The organism is Streptomyces sp. NPDC044033, assembly GCF_056434425.1.
This window is the reverse complement of record NZ_JBWKFF010000004.1, coordinates 354,282-375,019: the sequence shown is the minus strand read 5'-3', so window position 1 is coordinate 375,019 and position 20,738 is coordinate 354,282. Positions and strand designations below refer to the sequence as shown.

The 20,738-nt window shown below is 71.2% G+C and carries 17 protein-coding genes; 5 read left to right on the top strand and 12 right to left on the bottom strand.

Going from position 1 to position 20,738, the window contains the following annotated elements:
- Positions 1-44 precede the first annotated feature (44 nt).
- Entirely contained in the window at positions 45-392 is a 348-nt protein-coding gene (locus AC07AB_RS11165) for an ATP-binding protein (RefSeq protein ID WP_478563633.1), read from the top strand.
- On the opposite strand, the gene AC07AB_RS11160 is transcribed toward AC07AB_RS11165, so the two are convergent.
- The 3 genes from AC07AB_RS11160 to AC07AB_RS11150 all read right to left on the bottom strand — a co-directional run bounded on the left by AC07AB_RS11160 (position 370) and on the right by AC07AB_RS11150 (position 4,450).
- Positions 370-1,068 carry a LuxR C-terminal-related transcriptional regulator gene (locus tag AC07AB_RS11160; RefSeq protein WP_478563550.1) on the bottom strand — a complete coding sequence of 233 codons (699 nt, stop codon included), beginning with the start codon at positions 1,066-1,068 and terminating at the stop codon, positions 370-372. The genes AC07AB_RS11165 and AC07AB_RS11160 overlap by 23 nt on opposite strands.
- Before the next feature lie 55 nt (positions 1,069-1,123).
- Positions 1,124-2,398 carry a PspC domain-containing protein gene (locus tag AC07AB_RS11155; RefSeq protein WP_478563547.1) on the bottom strand — a complete coding sequence of 425 codons (1,275 nt, stop codon included), beginning with the start codon at positions 2,396-2,398 and terminating at the stop codon, positions 1,124-1,126.
- A gap of 117 nt (positions 2,399-2,515) precedes the next feature.
- Entirely contained in the window at positions 2,516-4,450 is a 1,935-nt protein-coding gene (locus tag AC07AB_RS11150) for a serine/threonine-protein kinase (protein ID WP_478563630.1), read from the bottom strand.
- 234 nt (positions 4,451-4,684) lie between these two features.
- Here AC07AB_RS11150 and AC07AB_RS11145 point away from each other — a divergent pair, with 234 nt between their 5' ends.
- Together AC07AB_RS11145 and AC07AB_RS11140 are read left to right on the top strand one after the other, a co-directional pair.
- Complete coding sequence (locus AC07AB_RS11145) at positions 4,685-5,992, top strand: PspC domain-containing protein (RefSeq protein WP_478563544.1); 1,308 nt, start codon at positions 4,685-4,687, stop codon at positions 5,990-5,992.
- Between the two features lie 53 nt (positions 5,993-6,045).
- On the top strand, positions 6,046-6,270 hold the full coding sequence (locus tag AC07AB_RS11140) for a hypothetical protein (RefSeq protein WP_478563541.1): 225 nt from the start codon (positions 6,046-6,048) through the stop codon (positions 6,268-6,270).
- Positions 6,271-6,420: 150 nt separating this feature from the next.
- Here AC07AB_RS11140 and AC07AB_RS11135 read toward each other — a convergent pair whose 3' ends face one another.
- The 5 genes from AC07AB_RS11135 to guaA form a co-directional block, all read right to left on the bottom strand.
- Complete coding sequence (locus AC07AB_RS11135; protein ID WP_478563538.1) at positions 6,421-6,957, bottom strand: DoxX family protein; 537 nt, start codon at positions 6,955-6,957, stop codon at positions 6,421-6,423.
- Positions 6,958-7,063: 106 nt separating this feature from the next.
- Complete coding sequence (locus tag AC07AB_RS11130; protein WP_478563535.1) at positions 7,064-8,344, bottom strand: hypothetical protein; 1,281 nt, start codon at positions 8,342-8,344, stop codon at positions 7,064-7,066.
- 158 nt (positions 8,345-8,502) lie between these two features.
- Positions 8,503-9,291: a class II aldolase/adducin family protein gene (locus AC07AB_RS11125; RefSeq protein WP_478563532.1), complete on the bottom strand. Its 789-nt coding sequence runs from the start codon at positions 9,289-9,291 to the stop codon at positions 8,503-8,505.
- 101 nt (positions 9,292-9,392) lie between these two features.
- Positions 9,393-9,977 (bottom strand): Uma2 family endonuclease, encoded by a 585-nt coding sequence (locus tag AC07AB_RS11120; RefSeq protein WP_478563529.1) that lies wholly within the window; start codon positions 9,975-9,977, stop codon positions 9,393-9,395.
- 117 nt (positions 9,978-10,094) lie between these two features.
- Positions 10,095-11,681, bottom strand: a complete 1,587-nt coding sequence (gene guaA, locus AC07AB_RS11115) for a glutamine-hydrolyzing GMP synthase (RefSeq protein WP_478563526.1) — start codon at positions 11,679-11,681, stop codon at positions 10,095-10,097.
- 269 nt (positions 11,682-11,950) lie between these two features.
- Here guaA and AC07AB_RS11110 point away from each other — a divergent pair, with 269 nt between their 5' ends.
- A complete protein-coding gene (locus AC07AB_RS11110; protein ID WP_478563523.1) occupies positions 11,951-12,268 on the top strand; it encodes a chorismate mutase in 318 nt (105 codons plus the stop codon).
- Between the two features lie 678 nt (positions 12,269-12,946).
- Here the strand turns inward: AC07AB_RS11110 and AC07AB_RS11105 are convergent.
- The 4 genes from AC07AB_RS11105 to AC07AB_RS11090 all read right to left on the bottom strand — a co-directional run bounded on the left by AC07AB_RS11105 (position 12,947) and on the right by AC07AB_RS11090 (position 18,835).
- The gene (locus tag AC07AB_RS11105; RefSeq protein ID WP_478563520.1) at positions 12,947-14,752 is read right to left on the bottom strand and encodes a GMC oxidoreductase; all 1,806 of its coding nucleotides are present in this window, start codon (positions 14,750-14,752) and stop codon (positions 12,947-12,949) included.
- A gap of 70 nt (positions 14,753-14,822) precedes the next feature.
- Positions 14,823-16,445: a succinic semialdehyde dehydrogenase gene (locus tag AC07AB_RS11100; RefSeq protein ID WP_478563517.1), complete on the bottom strand. Its 1,623-nt coding sequence runs from the start codon at positions 16,443-16,445 to the stop codon at positions 14,823-14,825.
- Between the two features lie 146 nt (positions 16,446-16,591).
- Positions 16,592-18,310 carry a serine/threonine-protein kinase gene (locus tag AC07AB_RS11095; RefSeq protein WP_478563514.1) on the bottom strand — a complete coding sequence of 573 codons (1,719 nt, stop codon included), beginning with the start codon at positions 18,308-18,310 and terminating at the stop codon, positions 16,592-16,594.
- 168 nt (positions 18,311-18,478) lie between these two features.
- Complete coding sequence (locus tag AC07AB_RS11090) at positions 18,479-18,835, bottom strand: nuclear transport factor 2 family protein (protein ID WP_478563628.1); 357 nt, start codon at positions 18,833-18,835, stop codon at positions 18,479-18,481.
- 816 nt (positions 18,836-19,651) lie between these two features.
- Here AC07AB_RS11090 and AC07AB_RS11085 point away from each other — a divergent pair.
- Positions 19,652-20,737 (top strand): beta/alpha barrel domain-containing protein, encoded by a 1,086-nt coding sequence (locus AC07AB_RS11085; protein ID WP_478563511.1) that lies wholly within the window; start codon positions 19,652-19,654, stop codon positions 20,735-20,737.
- Position 20,738: the final 1 nt, after the last annotated feature.

Below are 20,738 nucleotides of genomic sequence, written 5' to 3'. Positions count from 1 at the left end.
CCGCTGCATCGAAAGGGTGCACGGCGGGTTCGGGCCGGGGGCCACTGGAAAAGGACCCGCACAGCGGAAACCTCGCCAGTGGCCTACCGGTACTCGAACACGCCAAGGCCTCGCCCGGCCGGGAGATCGGGACTCGATTCGGGCTTTATGACGGCGCGTTGCGCCTAGAGGTCGCCGACGCGAATGACGACCTCCCGGTGCCGCGCCCGGCCACGGACGATGACGAGAACGGCCGCGGGCTCGCCCTGGTGGACGCCCTAGCGGACCGCTGGGGGACGAGCCCCCGCAGGGGCGGCATCGGCAAGCAGGTCTGGGTGGAGCTCAAGCTCCCGACCGAGGTCGCTGAGCTCACACCGCGGTCAGCGGCGATCAAACCAACCGCCGCGCCGTAGCCCACCGAGTCAGCTCATGGCGGTTGGACAGTTGCAGCTTTCGAAGGACCGCCGAGACGTGTGATTCGACCGTCTTCACCGAGATGAAGAGCTGCTTGGCGATCTCCTTGTACGCGTAGCCGCGCGCGATCAGGCGCAGGACCTCGCGTTCGCGCTGGGTGAGGCGGTCCATGTCCTCGTCGACCGGGGGTGCGTCGGTCGACGCGAAGGCGTCGAGGACGAAGCCGGCCAGCCGCGGGGAGAAGACCGCGTCGCCGTCCTTGACCCGGAAGACGGCGTTGACCAGGTCCGCGCCCGTGATGGTCTTGGTGACATAGCCGCGCGCGCCGCCGCGGATGACGCCGATGACGTCCTCGGCGGCGTCGGACACGGACAGCGCCAGGAAGCGCACCGGCTGTTCGGGGGCCGCCATCAACGAGGCGCAGCGGCGCAGGACTTCGACGCCTCCGCCGCCCGGCAGGTGTACGTCCAGGAGTACGACCTCGGGGCGGGTCGCGGTGATGACGGTGACCGCCTGGTCCACGTCGGCGGCCTCGCCGACGACCTCGACGCCCGTACGGTCCGTCTGCCCGATCTCGGCCTGTACGCCCGTACGGAACATCCGGTGGTCGTCCACCAGCACCACCCGCACCGTGCGGCTCTCGTCCGTGCCCGTCGGCTCGTTGCCCTCGCTCATCGCCCGTCCCTCGTCATCGCCGGTCCCCTCGTCATCGCTCGGCCGCGCGGCCCGCTCACGCCGACCGCTCCATTTCCAGTTCCACTTCGGTGCCGCCGTCCGGCGCGGACCGCAGACGCGCGGTACCGCCGTTGCGCTGCATTCTGCCGATGATCGACTCCCGTACGCCCATCCGGTCGCCCGGCACCGCGTCCAGATCGAAGCCCGGGCCCCGGTCCCGTACGGAGACGAAGACCGTACGCCCCTCCACCTCCGCGAAGACCTGCACCGCCCCGCCCTCGCCACCGTACTTGGCGGCGTTGACCATCGCTTCCCGCGCGGCCTGCATCTGTGCGCCCAGTTTCTCGTCGAGCGGGCAGTCCCCGACCACGACGACCTCGATCGGCACGCCGTGGTGGTCCTCGACCTCGGCCGCGGCGGCCTTGACGGCCTCCGCCAGCGTCTGCGGCGCCTGCGCCTCGTCCTTGCCGCGGCCCTCGGGCCGGTGCAGCCAGGCCCGTAGCTCCCGTTCCTGGGCGCGCGCCAGGCGCGAGACCTCGCGCGAGTCCTCCGCGTTGCGCTGGATCAGGGTGAGGGTGTGCAGGACCGAGTCGTGCACATGGGCGGCGACCTCGGCACGCTCCTGCGCGCGGATGCGCATCGTCCGTTCCTCGGTGAGGTCCTGCGTCATCCGTACGAGATAGGGCCCGGCCAGCAGCGCGATGCCGACCAGCACGGCCAGCGACGCCTGGAGGACCGTACCGAGGTGCCGGGCCGAACCCTGGAGCACCACGATGCCCGTGACGCCCACGCCGACCAGGGCGACGCCCGTCGCGCCGCGCGCCAGCGGCAGCACCCGCTTGCGGCGGCTGACCTCCATCCAGTGCGCGCGGCGGGCGTTGTCGGCCTGCCGCCAGACCAGGGCGACGCCCGCGCCGATGAGCAGTACGGGCCAGATATAGGCGTTGGCACGGCCGAGGTGCAGGTTGTCGAGGAAGATCGCGGCGCCGATGACGAGCGCGATCAGCGCGAAGATCTGGCCCCGGTCGGGCTTGCGGATGAGCAGCCTGCGCCTGCCGTCCGGGAACGTCTCGGCCGGCGGACGCCGGTCCTCGACGCCACCGACGCCCAGCGGCACGACGAACCAGAACACCGCGTACAGCACCGCGCCCAGCCCCTGCGACATGAGCAGCGCGGCGAACACGACGCGCACCCACGACACCGGCAGCCCCAGATGCCCGGCGAGCCCCCGCGCCACCCCGCCCAGCATGCGCCCTTCCGCGCTGCGGTAGAGCTTGCGCAGCGGCGGCGCGGCGTCCGGGTCGGGGGGCGCGGTGTAGGCGGCGGTCATGCCCCGATCGTCACACGTCAGCCCGGTGCCGGGCATCAGGGTCACCCCTGACGGGACCCGTAGAGCCGCGTCGTCATGTCCCTGAACGCACCCACTGGACGCCGTCACTGGACGGCGTCACTTCTGGGGGCGGAAGCCCTGGCTCACCGAGTCGAAGACCGGCCGGTACTGGTCCCACATCGCCGAGGGCGCCGACAGATAGATCGCGTACTCGTCGCCCCCCTCGTGCCCGAAACCGAGGTCGATGGCGCGGAACTGCCGCACCTTGCCCTGGAAGGTGAACTCCCACACGGCGGCCGGCTCCCCGAGGAACTCGGTCTCCTGCATCCGCCCCAGCTTGTATTCGCGCTGCTCCGTCTTCACCTGGGACTCCACCTCCTTCCAGTGCTGGAGGGGGTCGGAGCTGGCGAAGTCGAGGACGTTCACCTGGATGCGCGCGAGTCCGCTCGGGTCGATGTAGTTGACCTGGTCGGACCTCTCCTGCTGCCGGGTCCACCCCTCCGGCACGGGGAAACTGACGCCCAGCTCATGCTCGGTCACCTTCTGGTAGCCCTCCGGCACCGCGGGCGGAGGCGGCAGCTTGGACTTGCTGGGCGAGGGCTTCGTCGACGGCGCGGTGGGCTTGGGGTCCTGCTTGCCGGAGGCGTCCGCCGAGGCGCTGGAGTCGCCTGCCGCGCCGTACTCGTGCGTGAAGTAGTACCCGCCGCCCGCCGCGGCTATCCCGGCCACCACGGCTACCGCGGTCCACAGAACCGTACGGCCGCGGCGGCGGCTCCTGCCCTGGCGGTCCTTGCCCGGCGACGGCGGTCCGGCGGACGCCTCGGCCAGGGACGCGGCGTCCGGGCCGGGCCCGGCCGTGCGGGGGTCGTTCCGCTGCGTCGGAGCGGTGGGCGCCTGGGACGGTGCCGGGGTCTGGGTGGTCGGACCGGTGCCGAAGCCCGTGGCCGGGTCCATGCCCGTACCCATGCCCGCACCCATGGCAGGACCCGCGCCGGTGGCGGAAGCCGAGTCGTAGCCCGTGCCCGTACCGGATGCCGGACCGTAGCCCTGCCCCGCCCCCGTACCGGATGCCGGACCGTAGCCCTGCCCCGTGCCCGGGCCGGCGGTCGTGCCCGTCCCCATGTCCATGGCCGGGCCGAAGCCCGGATTCGTCACACCCGTGCCGCCCGTGCCACCCGCGACGCCCGCCGTCCCGGCCCCAGCGGCCCCGGCCGCGCCCGTCCTGCCCGCCCCCGTCGTCGAACCGCCGCCCGGCGTCGAACCCGTCGGCTTGACCATCGCGTCGATGTACGCGGTCTCGGCCTCCGCCATCGGCTCGCGCAGTATCTGCTCCACCAGCTCCGCCGGCGGCCGGAACTCCGGCTCCTTCGCCAGCAGCGTCTCGACCAGCTTCGACAGCGGGCCCGCCCTGCGCGGCGGCTCGAAGGGGTCCACGGCGATCGAGTAGGCCGTCTCCACCGGCGTGTCCTTGCGGAACGGCGGCCTGCCCTCCAGCGCTTGGTAGAGCGTCGCCCCGAGCGCCCACAGGTCCGACGCGGGCCCCGGGCTGCCGCCCTTGACGCGCTCGGGCGCGATGTAGTCGATGGAGCCGACCATCTCGCCGGTCTTGGTCAGCGTCGACGTGCCGCTGGAGTGCGCGATGCCGAAGTCGGTCAGTACGACCCGGCCCTCGGATCCGAGCAGCACATTGCCCGGCTTCACGTCGCGGTGCAGGACCCCGGCCGCGTGCGCCGCCCGCAGCGCCGCGATCATGCCGCGCCCGATCCGGGCCGTCTCCTCCGGCGAGATGGTGCCGAACTGCTTGAGCACATCGCCGAGCGTCGTCGACGGTACGTACTCCATCACGATGCACGGACGGCCACGGTCCTCGACCACATCGTGGACGACCACCACGTTGGGGTGCGCGATCCGGGCCGCGCTGCGCGCCTCGCGGCGGGTGCGCTCGTACAGCGTCGCGAGCTCGTCATCCTGCAGGTACGGGGAGATGTGGATCTGCTTCAGGGCTACCTGGCGCCCCAGCAGCTCGTCCTCGGCGCGCCACACCGTGCCCATGCCGCCGCGCCCGATCCGTTCGAGAAGCCGGTACCGCCCGGCGACCAACCGTTGTTCATCGGACTGCGCCCCTGGCTCCCCGCCCGTCACCGACTCCGACACCGTGCTCCCCTCTGGTTCCCCGCTTCATGTTCGATGGATCACGATAGCGGCCGTTGCCTAAGGGACGGTCTCAGGGAACGGCCAGGGTTGTCTCGGATGCCTTGGGCGCCTGAGGGTTGACACCATGTACGTATGACCGACGCACCCACCGCCGAAACGGCGGACACCACTCCGGGCGCCAGGCCGCCCCTGCGGCGCAGCCGCGAGCACAAGGTGGTCGCCGGAGTGTGCGGCGGGCTCGGCCGCTGCTTCGATCTCGACCCCGTCATCTTCCGGGTGGTGCTGGGCGTGCTCTCCTTCGCGGGGGGCCTGGGCCTCATCGCGTACGGCTTCGCGTGGCTGCTGGTGCCGCTGGAGGGCGAGGACGAGAACGAGGGGCGCCGGCTGCTGTCCGGCCGGGTCGAGGGGCCCGCGCTGACGGCGGTGCTGTGTGCGCTGGTCGGCAGCGGACTGTTCCTGTCGATGCTCAACAACGGTGGCGTCGTCTCCTTCTCGCTGCTGCTGATCTGCGCCGTGGTCGGTGCCGCGTACTGGTCGCAGCAGCGCCGCCAGGCCGCCGACGGCAGCCGCGAAACCCCCGCCACCAGCGCCGCGGCCGCACAGAAAGACGCGCCGCCGGAGACCAAGGCGCCGCCCGCGCCCGGCGCCCCCTCCTGGTGGCGCGACCCGATCATCAAGGACGGCACCACCGGCCACTCCGTCCCCGGCACGGGCTATTTGTGGGGTCCCGACTACGGGCCGGACCCCACCAAGTCCGCGTCGAAGGCCCGTGAGGCGGCCGGGCTCGCACCCCGCCGACCCGCCCGGCGCGGCCGGCCGCTGGGCGGCTGGCTCTTCCTGTGCGCGCTCGTCGCCGCGGGGCTGGCCGTCGGCGTGACCTGGCGGCACCAACCGCTGGGCACGAGCCTGGAGATCGGCTTCGCGTGCGCGCTCGGCGTCTTCGGCCTGGGCATCACGGTCAGTTCGCTGTACGGGCGTACGGGCGGCGGCACCGTCGTCGCGGCCGTCGTGACCGGTCTGCTGCTGACGGCGGCGGCGGGGCTGCCCAAGTCCGTGACCGCCGACTGGTCGCGGACCGCCTGGCTCCCGGCGAACGCGGCGGACGTCCGCTCCGGCTACCGGCTCGGCAGCGGCTTCGGAACCCTGGACCTGACCCGGGTCGACTGGCGGAAGGACCGGACGGTGACGACGCGGGCCGAAGTCGGCGTGGGAAAGCTCAAGGTGACCGTGCCCGAGGACATCACGGTGAAGGCCGATGTGCGGGTCGGCGTCGGCGACGTACAACTGCCCGGCGAGACGCCGGACGACGTCGACATCCAGCCGCGCCAGCACCGCGAGGTGACGTTGAAGCCGGTGAACGGGCAGCCCACGCACGGCACTCTGGAGCTCTCGCTCAAGGTGGGGCTGGGGCAGGCCGAGGTGATCCGTGAGAAGCCATGAACGAGAATGGCGGGACAGCGTCCGCTGCCGCCACTCCCCATCGGAGGTACGCCGTGCGACGGCATGAGTTCGAGCCGGGCAAGATCGTCGTGGGTCTGATCTTCCTCGGCGGGTGCGCGATGTATCTGGCGATGGCCGCGGGGCTCTGGCACTTCCCGGCCTACGCCCTGCTGCCCGCGATGGGCATGGGCTTCATCGCGGCGGGGCTCGTCTCCTCGCTGGCCTTCGGCATCCGCCGCCGCGGCCACGGCCGCGAACGGGAGCCGGAGGAGCGGTAGCGGACGGGAGTCGGAGGAGCGGTAGCGGCGCAAACGGACCGGCCGCCGCGGGGCGTTTGGAACCCCCGCGGCGGCCGGTCCAGTTCCGCGGCCCTCCCCGTCCCCGGCGGAAGAGCCGCAGCCCGGTGCGGGTGCGCCACCGCGCCGCCCTCAGCCGAAGAGCCGCCGCCCGTGCCGTCGCCGACGCCGCGACCACAGCGCGTCGGCCGAGAACTCCGGCGTGCCCGCCAGGATCAGCGGCAGCCAGGCCATCAGGTACGCGAGGTCGTTGCCGTAGTAGTAGGGCTCCGTGGCCCAGCTCACGGTCAGCCACAGGGTGAGCGAGATCAGCGCGCCGCCGAGCGCCGCGAGCCGCCCGAGGATGCCCAGGAGGACGCCGATGCCTACGGCCAGTTCGCCGAAGGCGATGGCATAGCCGAAGCCGACGGGGCTCTTGAGCGCCAGGTCGATCAGGGCGGGGACGCCGGCGCCGCCGTGCACGCTCCGCATGAGGTCGCCGATGGAGCCCTGTCCGCTGTCCGACATGAAGGCGGAGTCGGTGAGTTTGTCGAGCCCCGCGTAGATGAAGGTGATGCCGAGGAAGACGCGCAGCGGCAGCAGCGCGTACCGAGCGGCGGCCGCCCGCCGGCCGCCGGACCCGCCGCCTCCGCCCATCCCCGGCCCCATCGCCCGGTCCACATGTGCCATGACACCCGCCGCCTCTCCGTAACCCGTCAGTTGCGCACTCGCCCCATGACGATACGTACGGCTGAGGCCACGGGCTCAGAGCGCAACGGCCCCGGCGACGACCAGTTCAGTCGCAGACGGTGATCTGGTAGCGGTTGGTCTCGGCCCCGGCCGCCGTGACGACCTGCACCTCCGCCGGTCCCGGCTCGACGTCCACGGGGATCGGCACGGTCAGCGCCATGTCGGTCGGGTTGGTGAAGCCGCCCGGCACCGGCACCAGCGGTACGTGGACGTGCACCGCGCCGATCCGGACGACCATCCGGGCCAGCCGGTCGGGGGTCCGCGCGCCGGGCGGCAGGAATCCGGCGCCGCGGATCTCGATGTCGTCGCCGGTGCGGATCGGCCCGTCGAGGTCGCCGGCCTCGCGGGCCCGTACGACCGACAGGATCACCGGCCGCCCGCCCTCCGCGTACTTGCCCGCCACATACACGGCCGCGCTGATCGCCACCAGCACGACCAGCCCCCACGGCAGGTCCGGCAATTGCTGCGGATGGCGGGCGAGCCGCACGGCGGCGAAGACCACGGCGATGCCGCAGACCAGCACGTACTGCACATCGCCGAAACTGCCGCGCCCGGCGTCGTCGCTGAGCAGGTCGGCGGCGCGCGGCCGGTCCGCCCGGAGCTTCTGGAGCCGCTGCGTGCGCACGCGCAGCGCCACGACGCGCCGTACGAGCACGGCGACCGCGCAGGTCAGCGCGGAAGCCGTCAACGCCCCTGCCACGCGGTCGAGTTCGAGGCCGGACGACAGCGCCCGCCGGTCCGTTCCACCGGAGGTCACGGCCAGCTCGACGGCGATCACGAGCACCGCGAAGACGACGAGCAGCACCCACGCGGCGGCGACCGCCCGGGAGGTGGAGAGCCGGTTGTCCTCGCCGATGACGGTCGCCGGCAGACCGCCGCGGGAGCGGTGCAGATACGCGGCGAGAGTGAGCAGCGCCCCGGAGACGAGGGCCGCGACGAGCCCCGCCGTACGGGCCGCCGTCCACCCCGCGCCGATCGCAGTCAGCCCCTGCCCGAGGAGCAGCGCCGCGCAGCCGCCCCAGACGACTACCACGGTGCGCCGCCAGATGAAGTGGTGCCATGCCTCCCGTTCGGCGTGCGCGCGCTCGCCGAGGGTGCGGGCGGCCTGCGTCAGTTCGTCCGACACCCACTGCCGGGACGCGCCGCCCGAGTGGGCGAGCGCCGCCGGAACGCCCTGCCCCGCGGCGAGTTCATCGCGCCGCGCGGCGAACTCGGCGACCGCGCGCCGGCGTCCGGCGCGGACGTCGCGCGGGCAGCCCCCGCAGGCACAGCCGCTGCCGTGCGCGCCCGCGTCCGCCTCGGCGTTCCCCGCCGTATCCACAGCCACGCCGCAACGCCACCTCTCCTGCCCCTGAGGGCGTCAACTTCCCCACGATGTAGGGGAATTGTGCCGCATGCGGAGGGTAGCCCGGCGCAACCGAACGCGCGTACGTCCGTGGGTACGCCTCTGCATACGCCCCCGGTCGCGCCGATTCGTACGGGCCGTCAGCCGAGCAGCTCCGGCTCGCTGCGCGTGATCTGCTGGTACAGGGGCTGGTAGTTGATCCACGCGACCAGGTCGTTGCCGAGCTGCTCACGGGTGTGCACGGCGCTCTTGTGGTCGATGAGCACGGGCTTCCCGGCCGCCTTGGCGGCGAGCTGCACCTGGCAGGACCGCTCCATGGTGATGAACCACCAGGCCGCCGCGTCCACCGAGTCGCCGACCGTCAGCAGCCCGTGGTTGCGCAGGATGACGGCCTTGTGCGGCCCGAGCGCACTGGCGATCCGCCGCCCCTCCTCCTCGTCCACGACCACCCCGGTGTAGTCGTCGAAGAGGGCGTGGTCCTCGTAGAAGGCGCAGACGTCCTGGGTGATCGGGTCCAGCAGCTCCCCGAGGCTGGAGAGGGCGCGCCCGTACGTGGAGTGGCTGTGGGCGGCGGCGATGACGTCGGGGCGGGCCTGGTGGACCTGGGCGTGGATCGCGAACGCGGCCTGGTTGACGTGGTACCGGCCCTCGACGACCTGTCCGGTGTGGTTGACGAGGATGAGGTCGCCGGCGGTGATGTGCTTGAAGGACATCCCGAAGGGGTTCACCCAGAAGCAGTCCGTGAACTCCGGATCCCGCGCGGTGATGTGCCCCGCGACGCCTTCCTCGAACCCGAACCGCCCGAACAGCCGCAGCGCGGCGGCCAGCCGCTCCTTGCGATGCCGCCGCTCGTCGGCGACGCTCTCGTGCTTGGGCGGCATCGCGAAGTGGAGTTGATCGGTGGGTATCGGCTCCGGTGCCTGCGGCATGACGGTTCTCCTCCGGCGATAGCGCGCGGGTGTGTCTGCGCGTATGTCTGTACTGAACGGAAGCTACCGCCCGGTATCGACGGAGAACAGGGGCGGGCCCGTCAGAGGTTGTCGATCTCGGTGAGGTCGATGTCGATGTCGAAGGGCGTGGTGAGCTTGAGAGTGTCGCGGTAGGTGTCGGTGGGGGTGTAGGTCTGCGTCTCCTGAGCGAGCTCGAAGGCATGCACGATCGGGGCGTGGTCGAAGCCGGCCATTTCGACGAGCCAGAAGTACGGGATGCCCGCTGCGGCGTACTTGTGGGGCTTGGTGTCATGGTCACGGGCCTCGGAATCCGGCGAGACCACCTCGACGGCCAGCAGCACGTCCCTGGCCTGGAAGCAGGTCTGCTTGCGGCTGCTCGCTGCCTCGGCCTGCACGACGAGGACATTCGGCTCCGGACCGTTGCGCTTATCAAGCACTACGGTCATCTCGCGCCGGATCTTCATCTCAGGTGGTGCCGTGCGGCGTAGACCCGTCACCAACATATCGATCACGATGCTGTGGAAATCCCGCTGCGGACTCACGAAAACCAGGCTCCCGTCGATCAGCTCAGTGTGCGGCGGGAGGTCGGGCAGCGTCAGCAGGTCGTCCACGGTGTAACCGTCCTGCGGCGGCACCGGCCAGTGGTGCGCGATCTCAGCGGTCATTAGTCCTCCCATGGACGGGATTCTGGGCCGTAGAACCAGCGTACCCAGGAGATACGACGACGCCGCCGCCCAAACGAATGAGCGACGGCGTCGGCATTGACCTTCAAGCGCGGAAGGTCACTCCCACTCGATGGTGCCGGGGGGCTTGCTCGTGATGTCGAGGACGACTCGGTTGACCTCGTCGACCTCGTTGGTGATGCGGGTCGAGATCTTGCCCAGCACGTCGTACGGCAGCCGCGACCAGTCCGCCGTCATGGCGTCCTCGGAGGAGACCGGGCGCAGCACGATCGGGTGGCCGTACGTGCGGCCGTCGCCCTGGACGCCGACGGAGCGCACGTCCGCGAGGAGGACGACCGGGCACTGCCAGATCTCGCGGTCCAGGCCGGCCGCCGAGAGCTCCTGGCGGGCGATGGCGTCGGCCTCGCGCAGCAGGTCCAGGCGCTCCTTGGTGACCTCGCCGACGATGCGGATGCCGAGGCCGGGGCCGGGGAAGGGCTGGCGCTGGACGATCGCGTCCGGCAGGCCCAGTTCGGTGCCGACCATGCGGACCTCGTCCTTGAAGAGGTGGCGCAGCGGCTCGACGAGCTCGAACTCCAGGTCCTCGGGGAGGCCGCCCACGTTGTGGTGGGACTTGATGTTGGCGGTGCCGGTGCCGCCGCCGGACTCGACCACGTCCGGGTAGAGCGTGCCCTGGACGAGGAAGGCGACGTCCTCGCCGGCCGCGCCCGCCTCGGCGACCAGTTCGGCCTGGGCCTGCTCGAAGACGCGGATGAACTCGCGGCCGATGATCTTCCGCTTCTGCTCGGGGTCGCTGACCCCGGCGAGCGCGGCGAGGAACCGCTCCTCCGCATCGACGACCTTCAGCTGTACGCCGGTGGCCGCCACGAAGTCCTTCTCGACCTGCTCCGTCTCGCCCTTGCGCTGGAGCCCGTGGTCGACGTACACGCAGGTCAGCTGGGAGCCGATGGCCCGCTGGACGAGCGCGGCGGAGACCGAGGAGTCGACGCCGCCGGAGAGCGCGCAGATCGCGCGCTTGGACCCGACCTGCTCGCGGATCGCGGCGACCTGCTCGTCGACGACGTTGGTGGTCGTCCAGGTGGGCTCGATGCCCGCGCCGCGGTAGAGGAAGTGCTCCAGGACCTGCTGGCCGTGGGTGGAGTGCATGACCTCGGGGTGGTACTGCACGCCGTACAGCTTGAGGTCGTCGTTCTCGAACGCGGCGACCGGCACGACATCCGTGGACGCGGTGACCGTGAAGCCCTCGGGGGCGGCGGAGCAGGCGTCGCCGTGCGACATCCACACGGGCTGCTCGGCCGGGGTGCCCTCGAAGAGGGTGGAGCCGGGCCGGGAGACCGACAGCGGCGTACGGCCGTACTCGCGGGCTCCGGTGTTGTCGACGGTGCCGCCGAGCGCCAGGGCCATCAGCTGGAAGCCGTAGCACATGCCGAAGACGGGGACCCCGGCCTCGAAGAGCGAGCGGTCGACGGTCGGAGCGCCCTCGGTGTAGACCGACGAGGGGCCGCCGGAGAGGATGATCGCCTTGGGGTTCCTGGCAAGCATCTCGGCCACCGGCATGGTGGAGGGGACGATCTCGCTGTAGACCCGGGCCTCACGGACACGACGGGCGATGAGCTGGGCATACTGCGCGCCGAAGTCGACTACCAGGACGGTGTCGGGGGCGGCAGCAGGGGACGCTGAGGGCACTTCGGCGGCCTTCCGGCGGTGGAACGGGGGGTTGGACTTTCGATTCTAACGGGCTCATACTGAGCGCCATGTCCAAGCACATGACCTTCGTCTTTACCTATGGCACCGGCCCGTCCGGCTGCCATGGTCGTGCTGCTTGATCCACAAGCGACTTCCCAGGCGCCCCGGGCCGACAGGCCCGGGGCGTTCTGCGTTGGCTCGCCGAGAGTTCCGGGTCCGATCAACCTGATCGTCGGCTCCGGGGGCCCAGACCCCCAGGAGATACGGACATGAGCACCACCCCCGCCGCACCCGCACCCGCACCCGCCGCAGTCGCCGCCGACACCGGGGCCCGTACCGACGAGGCCGCCTCCGTGATCGTCGGGACCCGGGAGCGGATCGACGATCTGGACGGGCGGATCATCGGGCTCGTGCAGGAACGGATGGCCGCCTCGGCCGTCATCCAGCGCGAGCGCATCGCCTCCGGCGGCCGCCGCGTGAACCTCTCCCGCGAGATGGAGATCCTCACCCACTACAGCGACCAGCTGGGCAGGCCCGGCACGGCGCTGGCGATGACGCTGCTGGAGCTGTGCCGGGGGCGTGTCTGAGCCGTCGGGGGCGCGGGCCGGGTCCGCGGCCCTGTGTTCGGTGCCCGTCACCCGTACGGCGCGTGACCGGCCACCGGCGCCCTTCGTTGGACCGGGTGTCCGCGCCAGCCAGGAGCGGGCCCACTTGAAATCCACGCGTGGTTTCCGCCCCTGTTCTTTGGGCGCCCTTCACGACAGGGCGGAGCCGCCGGAGCGTGTGACGTACGAGACGTACGTCGTGGGACCTCGCTCCGGTGGTCCGGTGACCGGTCGGCAGGGGACAGCAGCCCGGTCACCACACACTGGACGGTCGGTTCTGGGGACGCCCGGGGCCGACCGTATCCGGTCGAAACGGTTGCGTGCGGCGCGGCGTATCCAGCACGATGCACCCAAGGCGCGAAGAGCGGCTCACCCCGTCGCGACGTACCGCCAATGGTCCCGACCACCGGGCTCCGTTCAGCCCGTGCGCACCCCATAGCCAGCGGCGCTCCCCCCGGCGCCGCCCCTCGGCACCGGCGCTGCCCTGACGCCGGAGCCGACAGCCTAGGGCCCCGAGGCAGGCCGCCCCGCCCCCGCGAGCGGCCTCCCGGGGCCCTTCGCTCTCTCCCCCCGTCGCCGGACGGGAGCCGGTCCTTTCGACGCACGGCAGTCGCTCCCGTCGTCGCACGGCAGCCAGTCCCGACGTCGCACGGCAGCAGGTCACTCGGCGAGTTTCGGCGGCACCGTCCTCGGCGGCACCGTCGGCACCTCCAGGAACGGCAGGTTCAACGCCGCGAACGCCTCCTTCGGCACGGCCGGGCTGCGCGGTTCGACCGCGGCCAGCCGCTCGTACGCCTCGCCCTGCGCCGGGCGGATGTCCCGCTCGCCCTTGTTCGGCCAGAACGACATGGCCCGTTCCGCCTGGGCGGTGATCGTCAGGGACGGGTTGACGCCGAGGTTGGCGGAGACGGCCGAGCCGTCGACGACGTGGATGCCCGGGTGCCCGTACAGCCGGTGGTACGGGTCGATGACGCCGTGGTCCGCGTCCGCGCCGATCGGGCAGCCGCCGAGGAAGTGCGCGGTCAGCGGCGTGCCCATCAGCTCTCCGACGTTGCTGCCCGCGAAGCCGCCTATCTCCTCCGCGATGAGGGACGCGGCCCGCGTCGCCTCGGGGAGGTGGTCCGGGTTGGGCGCGCCGTGGCCCTGCCGGGCGGTGAGGAGGCCCTTCCCGATCCCCTTCGGCTTGCGGTACGTGGTCAGGGAGTTGTCCAGGGACTGCATGACCAGGCCGATGATGGTCCGCTCGGACCAGCGGCGGTTGGAGAGCGAGCGGAGCAGCAGCAGGGGGTGCCGGGCGCACCGGGCGGCGTAGGCCAGGGCCTTGGGGGCGCGGCCGTCGTGCGGGACCTGGAGGATGGTGAGCGCGCCCATCGAGTTGGACCCCTTGCCGTACCGCACGGGCTCGATGTGGGTGTTCTCGTCGGGGTGCACCGACGAGGTGATGGCGACGCCCTGGGTGAAGTCGGCCTTGGGCGTGCCGTGTGCCTTGCGGTAGCGGCGGTCGTCGGTCTGCGCGCCGACCAGGGCCTCGGAGTTGGTGCGGGTGAGGTGGCCGAGGCGCGGTGAGAGCCCCGGCAGCAGGCCCTTGTCCCGCATGGTGTGCAGCAGGGTCTGGGTGCCGTAGGTGCCGGCGGCGATCACGACCTGGTCGGCGCGGAACACCGTGGCCCTGCCCGTACGCCGGTCGTCGGTGGGGCGGGCCGCGACCTGGTAGCCGCCCGCCGGGTCCTCGCGGACCGCCGCGACGGACGTCATGGGGTGGATGACGGCGCCGGCCCGCTCCGCGAGGTGGAGGTAGTTCTCGTTGAGGGTGTTCTTCGCGCCGTGGCGGCAGCCGGTCATGCATTCGCCGCACTCGGTGCACGCCTTACGGGCGGGGCCCGCGCCGCCGAAGTACGGGTCGGGGGCCTCGCTCCCCGGTGCGGCGCGCACCTCGCCGTCCGCGTCGTCTCCGTCGCCGAAGAACACCCCGACCGGCGCCATGTGGAAGGTGTCGCCCACGCCCATCTTCTCGGCGGCGGCCTTGAGATGGACGTCGGAGGGGGTCATGGTCTTGTTGAGCCGGACTCCGAGCATGCGCTGGGCCTGGTCGTAGTAGGGCTTCAACTCCTGCTGCCAGTCGGTGATATGGGCCCACTGCGGGTCGTCGAAGAAGGGCTTCGGCGGTACGTAGAGGGTGTTGGCGTAGTTGAGCGAGCCGCCGCCGACGCCGGCCCCGGCGAGGACCATCACCTTGCCGAGGAGGTGGACGCGCTGAATGCCGTAGAGGCCGAGCGCGGGGGCCCACAGGTAGTTGCGCAGGTCCCAGGAGTTCTTGGGGAGGGTGTCGCGGGTGAAGCGGCGGCCCGCCTCCAGCACGCCCACCCGGTAGCCCTTCTCGGTCAGGCGCAGGGCGGTCACCGCCCCGCCGAACCCGGAGCCGACGACGATCACGTCGTAGTCGTGGACACACTTCTCCCGTGACACTGGCTCTCCTTGAATCGGTGAGGTCGGTGAGGTCGGTGGGACCGTTCCGCGGAAGCGGTGCGGCGATCCGTCAGCGGAAGCGGAGCGCCTTCATCGCGCGCAGGCTGCGGGTCATGAGCCGCGCGTACTTCTCGTCGTCGAGGCCGAAGGCGGGGCCCAGCGGCATGATCCGCTGGTGGGCGACGGTCTGCGCCTCGGTGTACTTGAGGATGCCCTCGGAGCCGTGGCGGCGGCCGAGCCCGGAGTCGCCCATGCCGCCCATCGGCGACTGGACGCTGCCGTACGCGGCGGCGTACGCCTCGTTGACGTTGACCGTTCCGGCCCGCAGCCGGGCGGCGACGCCGCGGCCGCGGCGGCCGTCCTTGGACCAGACGCTGGCGTTGAGACCGTACGGCGTGCCGTTGGCGCGCTCCACGGCCTCCTTCTCGTCGGTGAAGCGGTAGACGGAGACGACGGGCCCGAAGGTCTCCTCGGTGCACACGGACATGGGGGGCTCGACGCCGTCGAGGATGGTCGGCTCGTAGAAGAGGGGGCCTATGTCGGGGCGGGCCCGGCCGCCCGCGACGAGCCGGGCGCCCTTGGCGACGGCCTCCTCGACATGCCTGCTGACGGTCTCCAACTGCCGCTCGCTGACCAGCGATCCCATGTCCGCGCCGTAGGCGAGGGCCGCGCCGAGCCGCATCGCCTTGGTGCGGGCGGCGAATCGCTGGAGGAACGCGTCGGCTATGGAGTCGTGGACGTACAGCCGCTCGATGGATATGCACAACTGTCCGGCGGAGGAGAAGCAGCCGCGGACGGCGCCGGCGGCGGCCTTGTCCAGGTCGGCGTCGTCGAGGACCAGCATGGCGTTCTTGCCGCCGAGTTCGAGGGAGGCGCCGACGAGCCGGGCGGCGGCGCCCTGGGCGACCTCGCGGCCCGTACGGGTGGAGCCGGTGAAGGAGACGTAGTCGGCGTGGGCGACGACGGCGGGGCCGACGACGGGGCCCTCGCCCAGGACGACCTGCCAGACGGCGGCGGGCAGTCCGGCCTCGATGAGGAGGTCGCGGGCCCACAGGGCGGTGAGCGCCGTCTCGGTGTCGGGCTTCATGACGACGGCGTTGCCCGCGGCGAAGGCGGGGAGCGCGTCGCTGACGGAGAGTTCGAGGGGGTAGTTCCAGGGGGCTATCTGCCCTATGACGCCGCGCGGCTGGCGCAGTTCGGTGACCTTGGTCAGCGTCGGGATGACCCCGGTGTGCCCCTTGGGCCGCAGATAGGCGTGTGCGCGGCGGCCGTAGTGGCGGGCGGCGACGGCGACGCCCTGCACCTCCTCGTGCGCGTGCAGCCGCGTCTTGCCGGTCTCCAGCTGGATGAGGTCCAGCACCTCGGACTGGCGGCGCAGCACGAGGTCGTGGAAGCGCAGGAGGATCGCGGCGCGCTGCTGTACGGGCGTGGCCGCCCAGCCCCGCTGCGCCTCGCGGGCCCGTGCGAAGGCTTCGGCGACGTCGTCCGGGGTGGCCTCGGGCAGGTCGGCGAGCTTGGCCCCGGTGAAGGGGGTGTGGTTGGCGGTGGTGCCGCCGCCGACGACGCCGCGGGTCAGGCGGGCGACGAGGTCGGGGGTGATCACATCGGCGGCGGCGCGCACGCCGGGGGCCGCGACGGGGTTGCCGCCGGCCACTGTCGAACGGTCCTGTGGGCTGCCCTGCGAGTCCGTCATGCGGCGAGCGTATGACGGGGCGGGCGCTTTGGGTACCCGCCAGTAGCCAGTTTTCACCGGCCACACACAATTGTGCCAGCAGTTGCTGGCGCGAAAGGGCATACGGGCAGGTCAGGGGCGCTGGGAGACCCTGGCGGCTGGGCTGCTCAGGGCGCCGAATCCGGTTCCGTCCGTACGAAGGTGTCCAGCGCGGTGTCGAAGTGGCGGCGGCCCGCCGCCGCCTCGCCGGCCGGGGAGGAGACCCACACGTCGTACATCTTGCCGCCCTCGTTCCACGTCAGGTCGTACGTGTGCCGGGGGCCCGCGTCCCCGTCGAAACCGTTCCAGGTGAACTCCCACAGCGCCGCCGGGCGTCCGGCGCGCGAGAGCCGTTCGAGGCGGGCGGACCGGTAGCCCGGGTAGTGGTCCGTGCCCTGCGCGTGCGAGGTCCGCATCGCGCCCACCGGGCCGTCCGGGCGCTGGTCCTGGATGTGGACGCCGAGCCGGAACTTCTTGCCCGGCGCGTAGTAGAAGACGCGCGGCGGCTCGAAGGAGCGGGTGAAGCCGTCGGGCACCGCGAGGGTGAACCCCGCCGGGTCGCGCACCATGTGGTAGCCGACGGGGACGGTGATACGCGCGGACGGCCCCGGCGCGGGCTCCGAGGCGGGCGGGGAGGTCCGGGCCGTACGGTCCGTGGACCGCTCCGAGGGGCGCGTCGAGGTGCTGCCCGAGGGGCTGCGCGTACCGCCCGACTGGCCGCCAGGGCCGCCCGGGCCGCCGCCCTCACCGCCGCCGAGCATCAGCGCCGCGACGCCCGCGCCCACGCCCGCCAGCGCGACGACCGCGACGGCCGCCATCAGCGCGACCCGCGCCCGGTTCGCGCGCGCCGCCTGCGCGGCGTCCGGCGGCAACGCGTTCGGCGCGTCCGCGGGCCGGCGCGGGAAGGACCGGCGGATCCGGGTGACGGCGGCAGAGGGCGAGACGGCGGACTGGGCGGCGGGCACGCGCACGCGCGCCTGCGTCGGGGCGTACGGCCGCCCGAGCACCGGCATCCTGCCCGTACGGAGATACGCGCCCAGCCGCCCCTCAGCCTCTTCCGCCCCCATTCTCCGCCCCGGGTCCCGCTCCAACAGGCCCCGCACGACGGGCAGCAACTCCCCCGCGGCGGCGGGCGGCCGGATCTCCTCGTAGACCACGGCGTGCAGGATCCCGCCCAACGAGTCGCGCCGGAACGGCGATACACCGCTGAGCACCGCGCACAGCAGCACCCCCAGCGACCACAGGTCGGACTCCGGACCGGTCGTACGGCCCGACATCCGCTCCGGCGCCGTGTACTCCGGCGACCCCACGAACGCGCCCGTCTCCGTGATCGTCGTGACCCCCGAGACCTGCGCGATCCCGAAGTCCGTCAACACGACGCGGCCGGTGCCGGACTCCATCAGCACATTGGGGGGTTTGATGTCGCGGTGCAGCACCCCCTGCGCGTGAGCCGCGCGCAGCGCCCCCAGCATCGCCACCCCGATCCGCGCCGCCTCCCGCGCCCCGACGGGCCCGTCCGCGGCCAGCGCGTCGGCCAGCGACCGGCCGGTGACCAGCTCCATGACGATCCACGGCCGCCCGTCCTCCTCGACCACGTCGTGCAGGACGATCACGTTCGGGTGCTTGAGCTGCGCGACCGTACGGGCCTCGCGCATCGTCCGCTGCCGCTGCTCGTCCGCCTGGGCGGCGGAGAGCGCGTCGGCCAGATGCAGTTCCTTGACGGCGACTTCGCGCCCGAGCAACTCATCGGTGGCCCGCCAGACCGTCCCCATCCCACCCCGCCCGAGCCGCTCCCCGAGCCGGTAGCGCCCGGCAAGCAGCCGACCGTCTCCACCGAAGGTCCCCATGGCCTCATCTTGCCCCACGCATCAGGGGTGGGGCGGGTACCGTACCGGCCCGCTCCTTTCGGGTCGGAGGTTCGAGTCCGCGGGCCGTGCCGGCGGAGCCCGCGCCGGGCCGACAGCGTCGGCTTCGATTCCCAACGGAGGGCTGGGTCCCCTGACTTGACGGGCACGTCAGCGATCCTCGCCCGCCCCTTCCGGGTCGAACGCCTGGGCGACGGACAGGCTGTCTTCGTAGACGTGGTGCCGGACGACCAGACCGTTTTCGACCGTGAGATGCAGTGCGAACCGAGCGCGGTACGCACGCCCGGTGGAGCGGGCGGTCTGGCGGATTTCGCCGAGTACGACCGCGTCGTCACCGTCGATGAGAATGCGCTCGACCTCGGTGGCCGCGCGGCCGGGCACGTGGTGCTCGGCGAGCTCGCGGTAGTGGGTGCATGAAGAAATCATCTGCCGCGGGGATGCTTCGCGGGCCAAATCAAGTGGAAAATCGGACCTGTTGAACTCTGAACAGGTGCGAAACCTGAAGATCGATAGTTTGACGGGCCATCAGTCCGCTTGCGCCCGAGAGACCAGACCGGCGGAACATCGCCCCGCCGTCCATCCGAAATGCCCATCACCGGGGCGGATTCGGCGAATTGGACGACATCAGGCAGATAGCGCATCGACGGTCCGATTACGGGCGTCGACCCGGCAATCGCATGTGCCTGTAACGCGCATCACGATGTGTTCATAGTTGCGACGTGCGTCACACTCATTTGCCACGGAAGGCACATCAACCCGCCCTGACGCGTAGGACTTTGAGGTGACATCACGCCCGCAGCGCACGACCGGCCGAGGGAGGCGCATGGTGAACTCCGGTCGACGCACAGCACCCTGCGCGTCACACACCGTGTAAAGAACGCTTCAAGAAACCTGAAAGTGGTTGCGAGCTACACGGGCACCTTGATTCAGTATGCATCGAGGTTGGCCGCGCGAGGCCGACCGGCACGGTCCGCGCGCTTCATCAGCACCATGACAGTCGGGGGAAGACTGCTGTGAGCATGCCGCAAGCCCTGCATCGGAGCCTTGCTATGGGCTCTGTTTTCACTCGATCGGCATCCGGGTCGGTAAAGGCCGTTGCGGAGTACCGCCGGCCCTCCTTCCCGTCCTCGGAATCGATGTAGTCATCGTGGTGCGGTGTTACATTTAATCGCATTCGAGGAGCATTTCATTTTAACTCGACCTCCATATCGGCCCGACGGAAACAGGCTGCCGACGTCGCCCGCCTGTCGCTTTCCGTCATCGCCGCCGAGGTCGCTTTCCGCTGCCTGCCCCACTGCGTCACCCCTGTTCAGCACCTGCTCGATGCGCGCAATACGTCATCAATGGGAAATCAACAGGAGGAAAGTCATGCCAGTGAACAAGCATCGCACGCCCCTGCTCCCAAAGCCGCCTCAGCACACCATCATGGACTGCACGGTCCGAGACGGCGCATATTCCGTTAATTTCCAGTTCGATATGCAGACGATCGAAACCATTCTCGGGGCCGTCAGTTCCGCGGGGCTGGAATGGATCGAAGTCGGTCATGGCCTCGGCATCAAGGGCAATACGATCGCCGAATCGAACATCACCGACCGGGAGTGGTGCGACCTCGCCGCCCGGCTCCTGCCCTCGGACACCAGTTGGGGAATGTTCGCGCAGGCCGCGGTCGCGTCCGTCAAGGATCTGGAACCGCTGGCCGACGCCGGTATGAAGTTCACCCGCATCGGCGCCGACATGAAGGCGTACGAGCAGGTATTCGACTATGTCGACCGCGCCAAGGAACTCGGGCTGACGGTCTTCGTGAACCTGATGAAGTCGCATGTGTGCGATACCGAGGAAGCCGTGCGGATCGGCGCCCGGATCGAGAACTCCTGCGACCTCGACGGCCTGTACTTCGTCGATTCGGTGGGGCAGTTCCTCCCCGAGCGCACGGCAGAGCTCTTCGGGGCGGCCTCGCGCCAGTTGAAGACACCGCTGGGCTTCCACGGGCACAACAACCTGGGGCTGGCCAACGCGAACTCCATGGCGGCGGCGGAGAGCGGCGCGTCGATCGTGGACTGCACGCTGGCGGGGCTCGGCCGGGACGCCGGCAACGCCGTGCTGGAGCAGATGGCCGCCGCGCTGGAACTGCGGGAGAACAAGCGCGTCTACAACACGGACGCGCTCGCCTACACCAGTGAGTACTGCGTCTCCCGGCTGGAGACGATCAAGACTGACCGCGAGTTGCAGGTACTCGGCGCGCTGTACGGACTGCACTCCAAGAACTTCCCCGCCATCTCCGACATGGCCGAGAAGTACTCGATCAGCCGGACCACGCTGATGGACGCGGTGAAGCCGCTGGCCTACCAGCAGGACCTGGCGCGCACCGACATCGAAACCATCGCGAAGTCATTCCTGGAGACGGAGTAGG

Excerpts from the sequence above, each read along its gene's own strand:
- AC07AB_RS11135 (WP_478563538.1), bottom strand. The coding sequence starts at position 6,957 with ATGGCACATGTGGACCGGGCGATGGGGCCGGGGATGGGCGGAGGCGGC.
- AC07AB_RS11145 (WP_478563544.1), top strand. The coding sequence starts at position 4,685 with ATGACCGACGCACCCACCGCCGAAACGGCGGACACCACTCCGGGCGCC.
- AC07AB_RS11110 (WP_478563523.1), top strand. The coding sequence starts at position 11,951 with ATGAGCACCACCCCCGCCGCACCCGCACCCGCACCCGCCGCAGTCGCC.
- AC07AB_RS11085 (WP_478563511.1), top strand. The coding sequence starts at position 19,652 with ATGCGCGCAATACGTCATCAATGGGAAATCAACAGGAGGAAAGTCATG.
- AC07AB_RS11125 (WP_478563532.1), bottom strand. The coding sequence starts at position 9,291 with ATGCCGCAGGCACCGGAGCCGATACCCACCGATCAACTCCACTTCGCG.
- AC07AB_RS11100 (WP_478563517.1), bottom strand. The coding sequence starts at position 16,445 with ATGACGGACTCGCAGGGCAGCCCACAGGACCGTTCGACAGTGGCCGGC.
- AC07AB_RS11150 (WP_478563630.1), bottom strand. The coding sequence starts at position 4,450 with ATGGGCACGGTGTGGCGCGCCGAGGACGAGCTGCTGGGGCGCCAGGTA.
- AC07AB_RS11155 (WP_478563547.1), bottom strand. The coding sequence starts at position 2,398 with ATGACCGCCGCCTACACCGCGCCCCCCGACCCGGACGCCGCGCCGCCG.
- AC07AB_RS11160 (WP_478563550.1), bottom strand. The coding sequence starts at position 1,068 with ATGAGCGAGGGCAACGAGCCGACGGGCACGGACGAGAGCCGCACGGTG.
- AC07AB_RS11095 (WP_478563514.1), bottom strand. The coding sequence starts at position 18,310 with ATGGGGACCTTCGGTGGAGACGGTCGGCTGCTTGCCGGGCGCTACCGG.
- AC07AB_RS11120 (WP_478563529.1), bottom strand. The coding sequence starts at position 9,977 with ATGACCGCTGAGATCGCGCACCACTGGCCGGTGCCGCCGCAGGACGGT.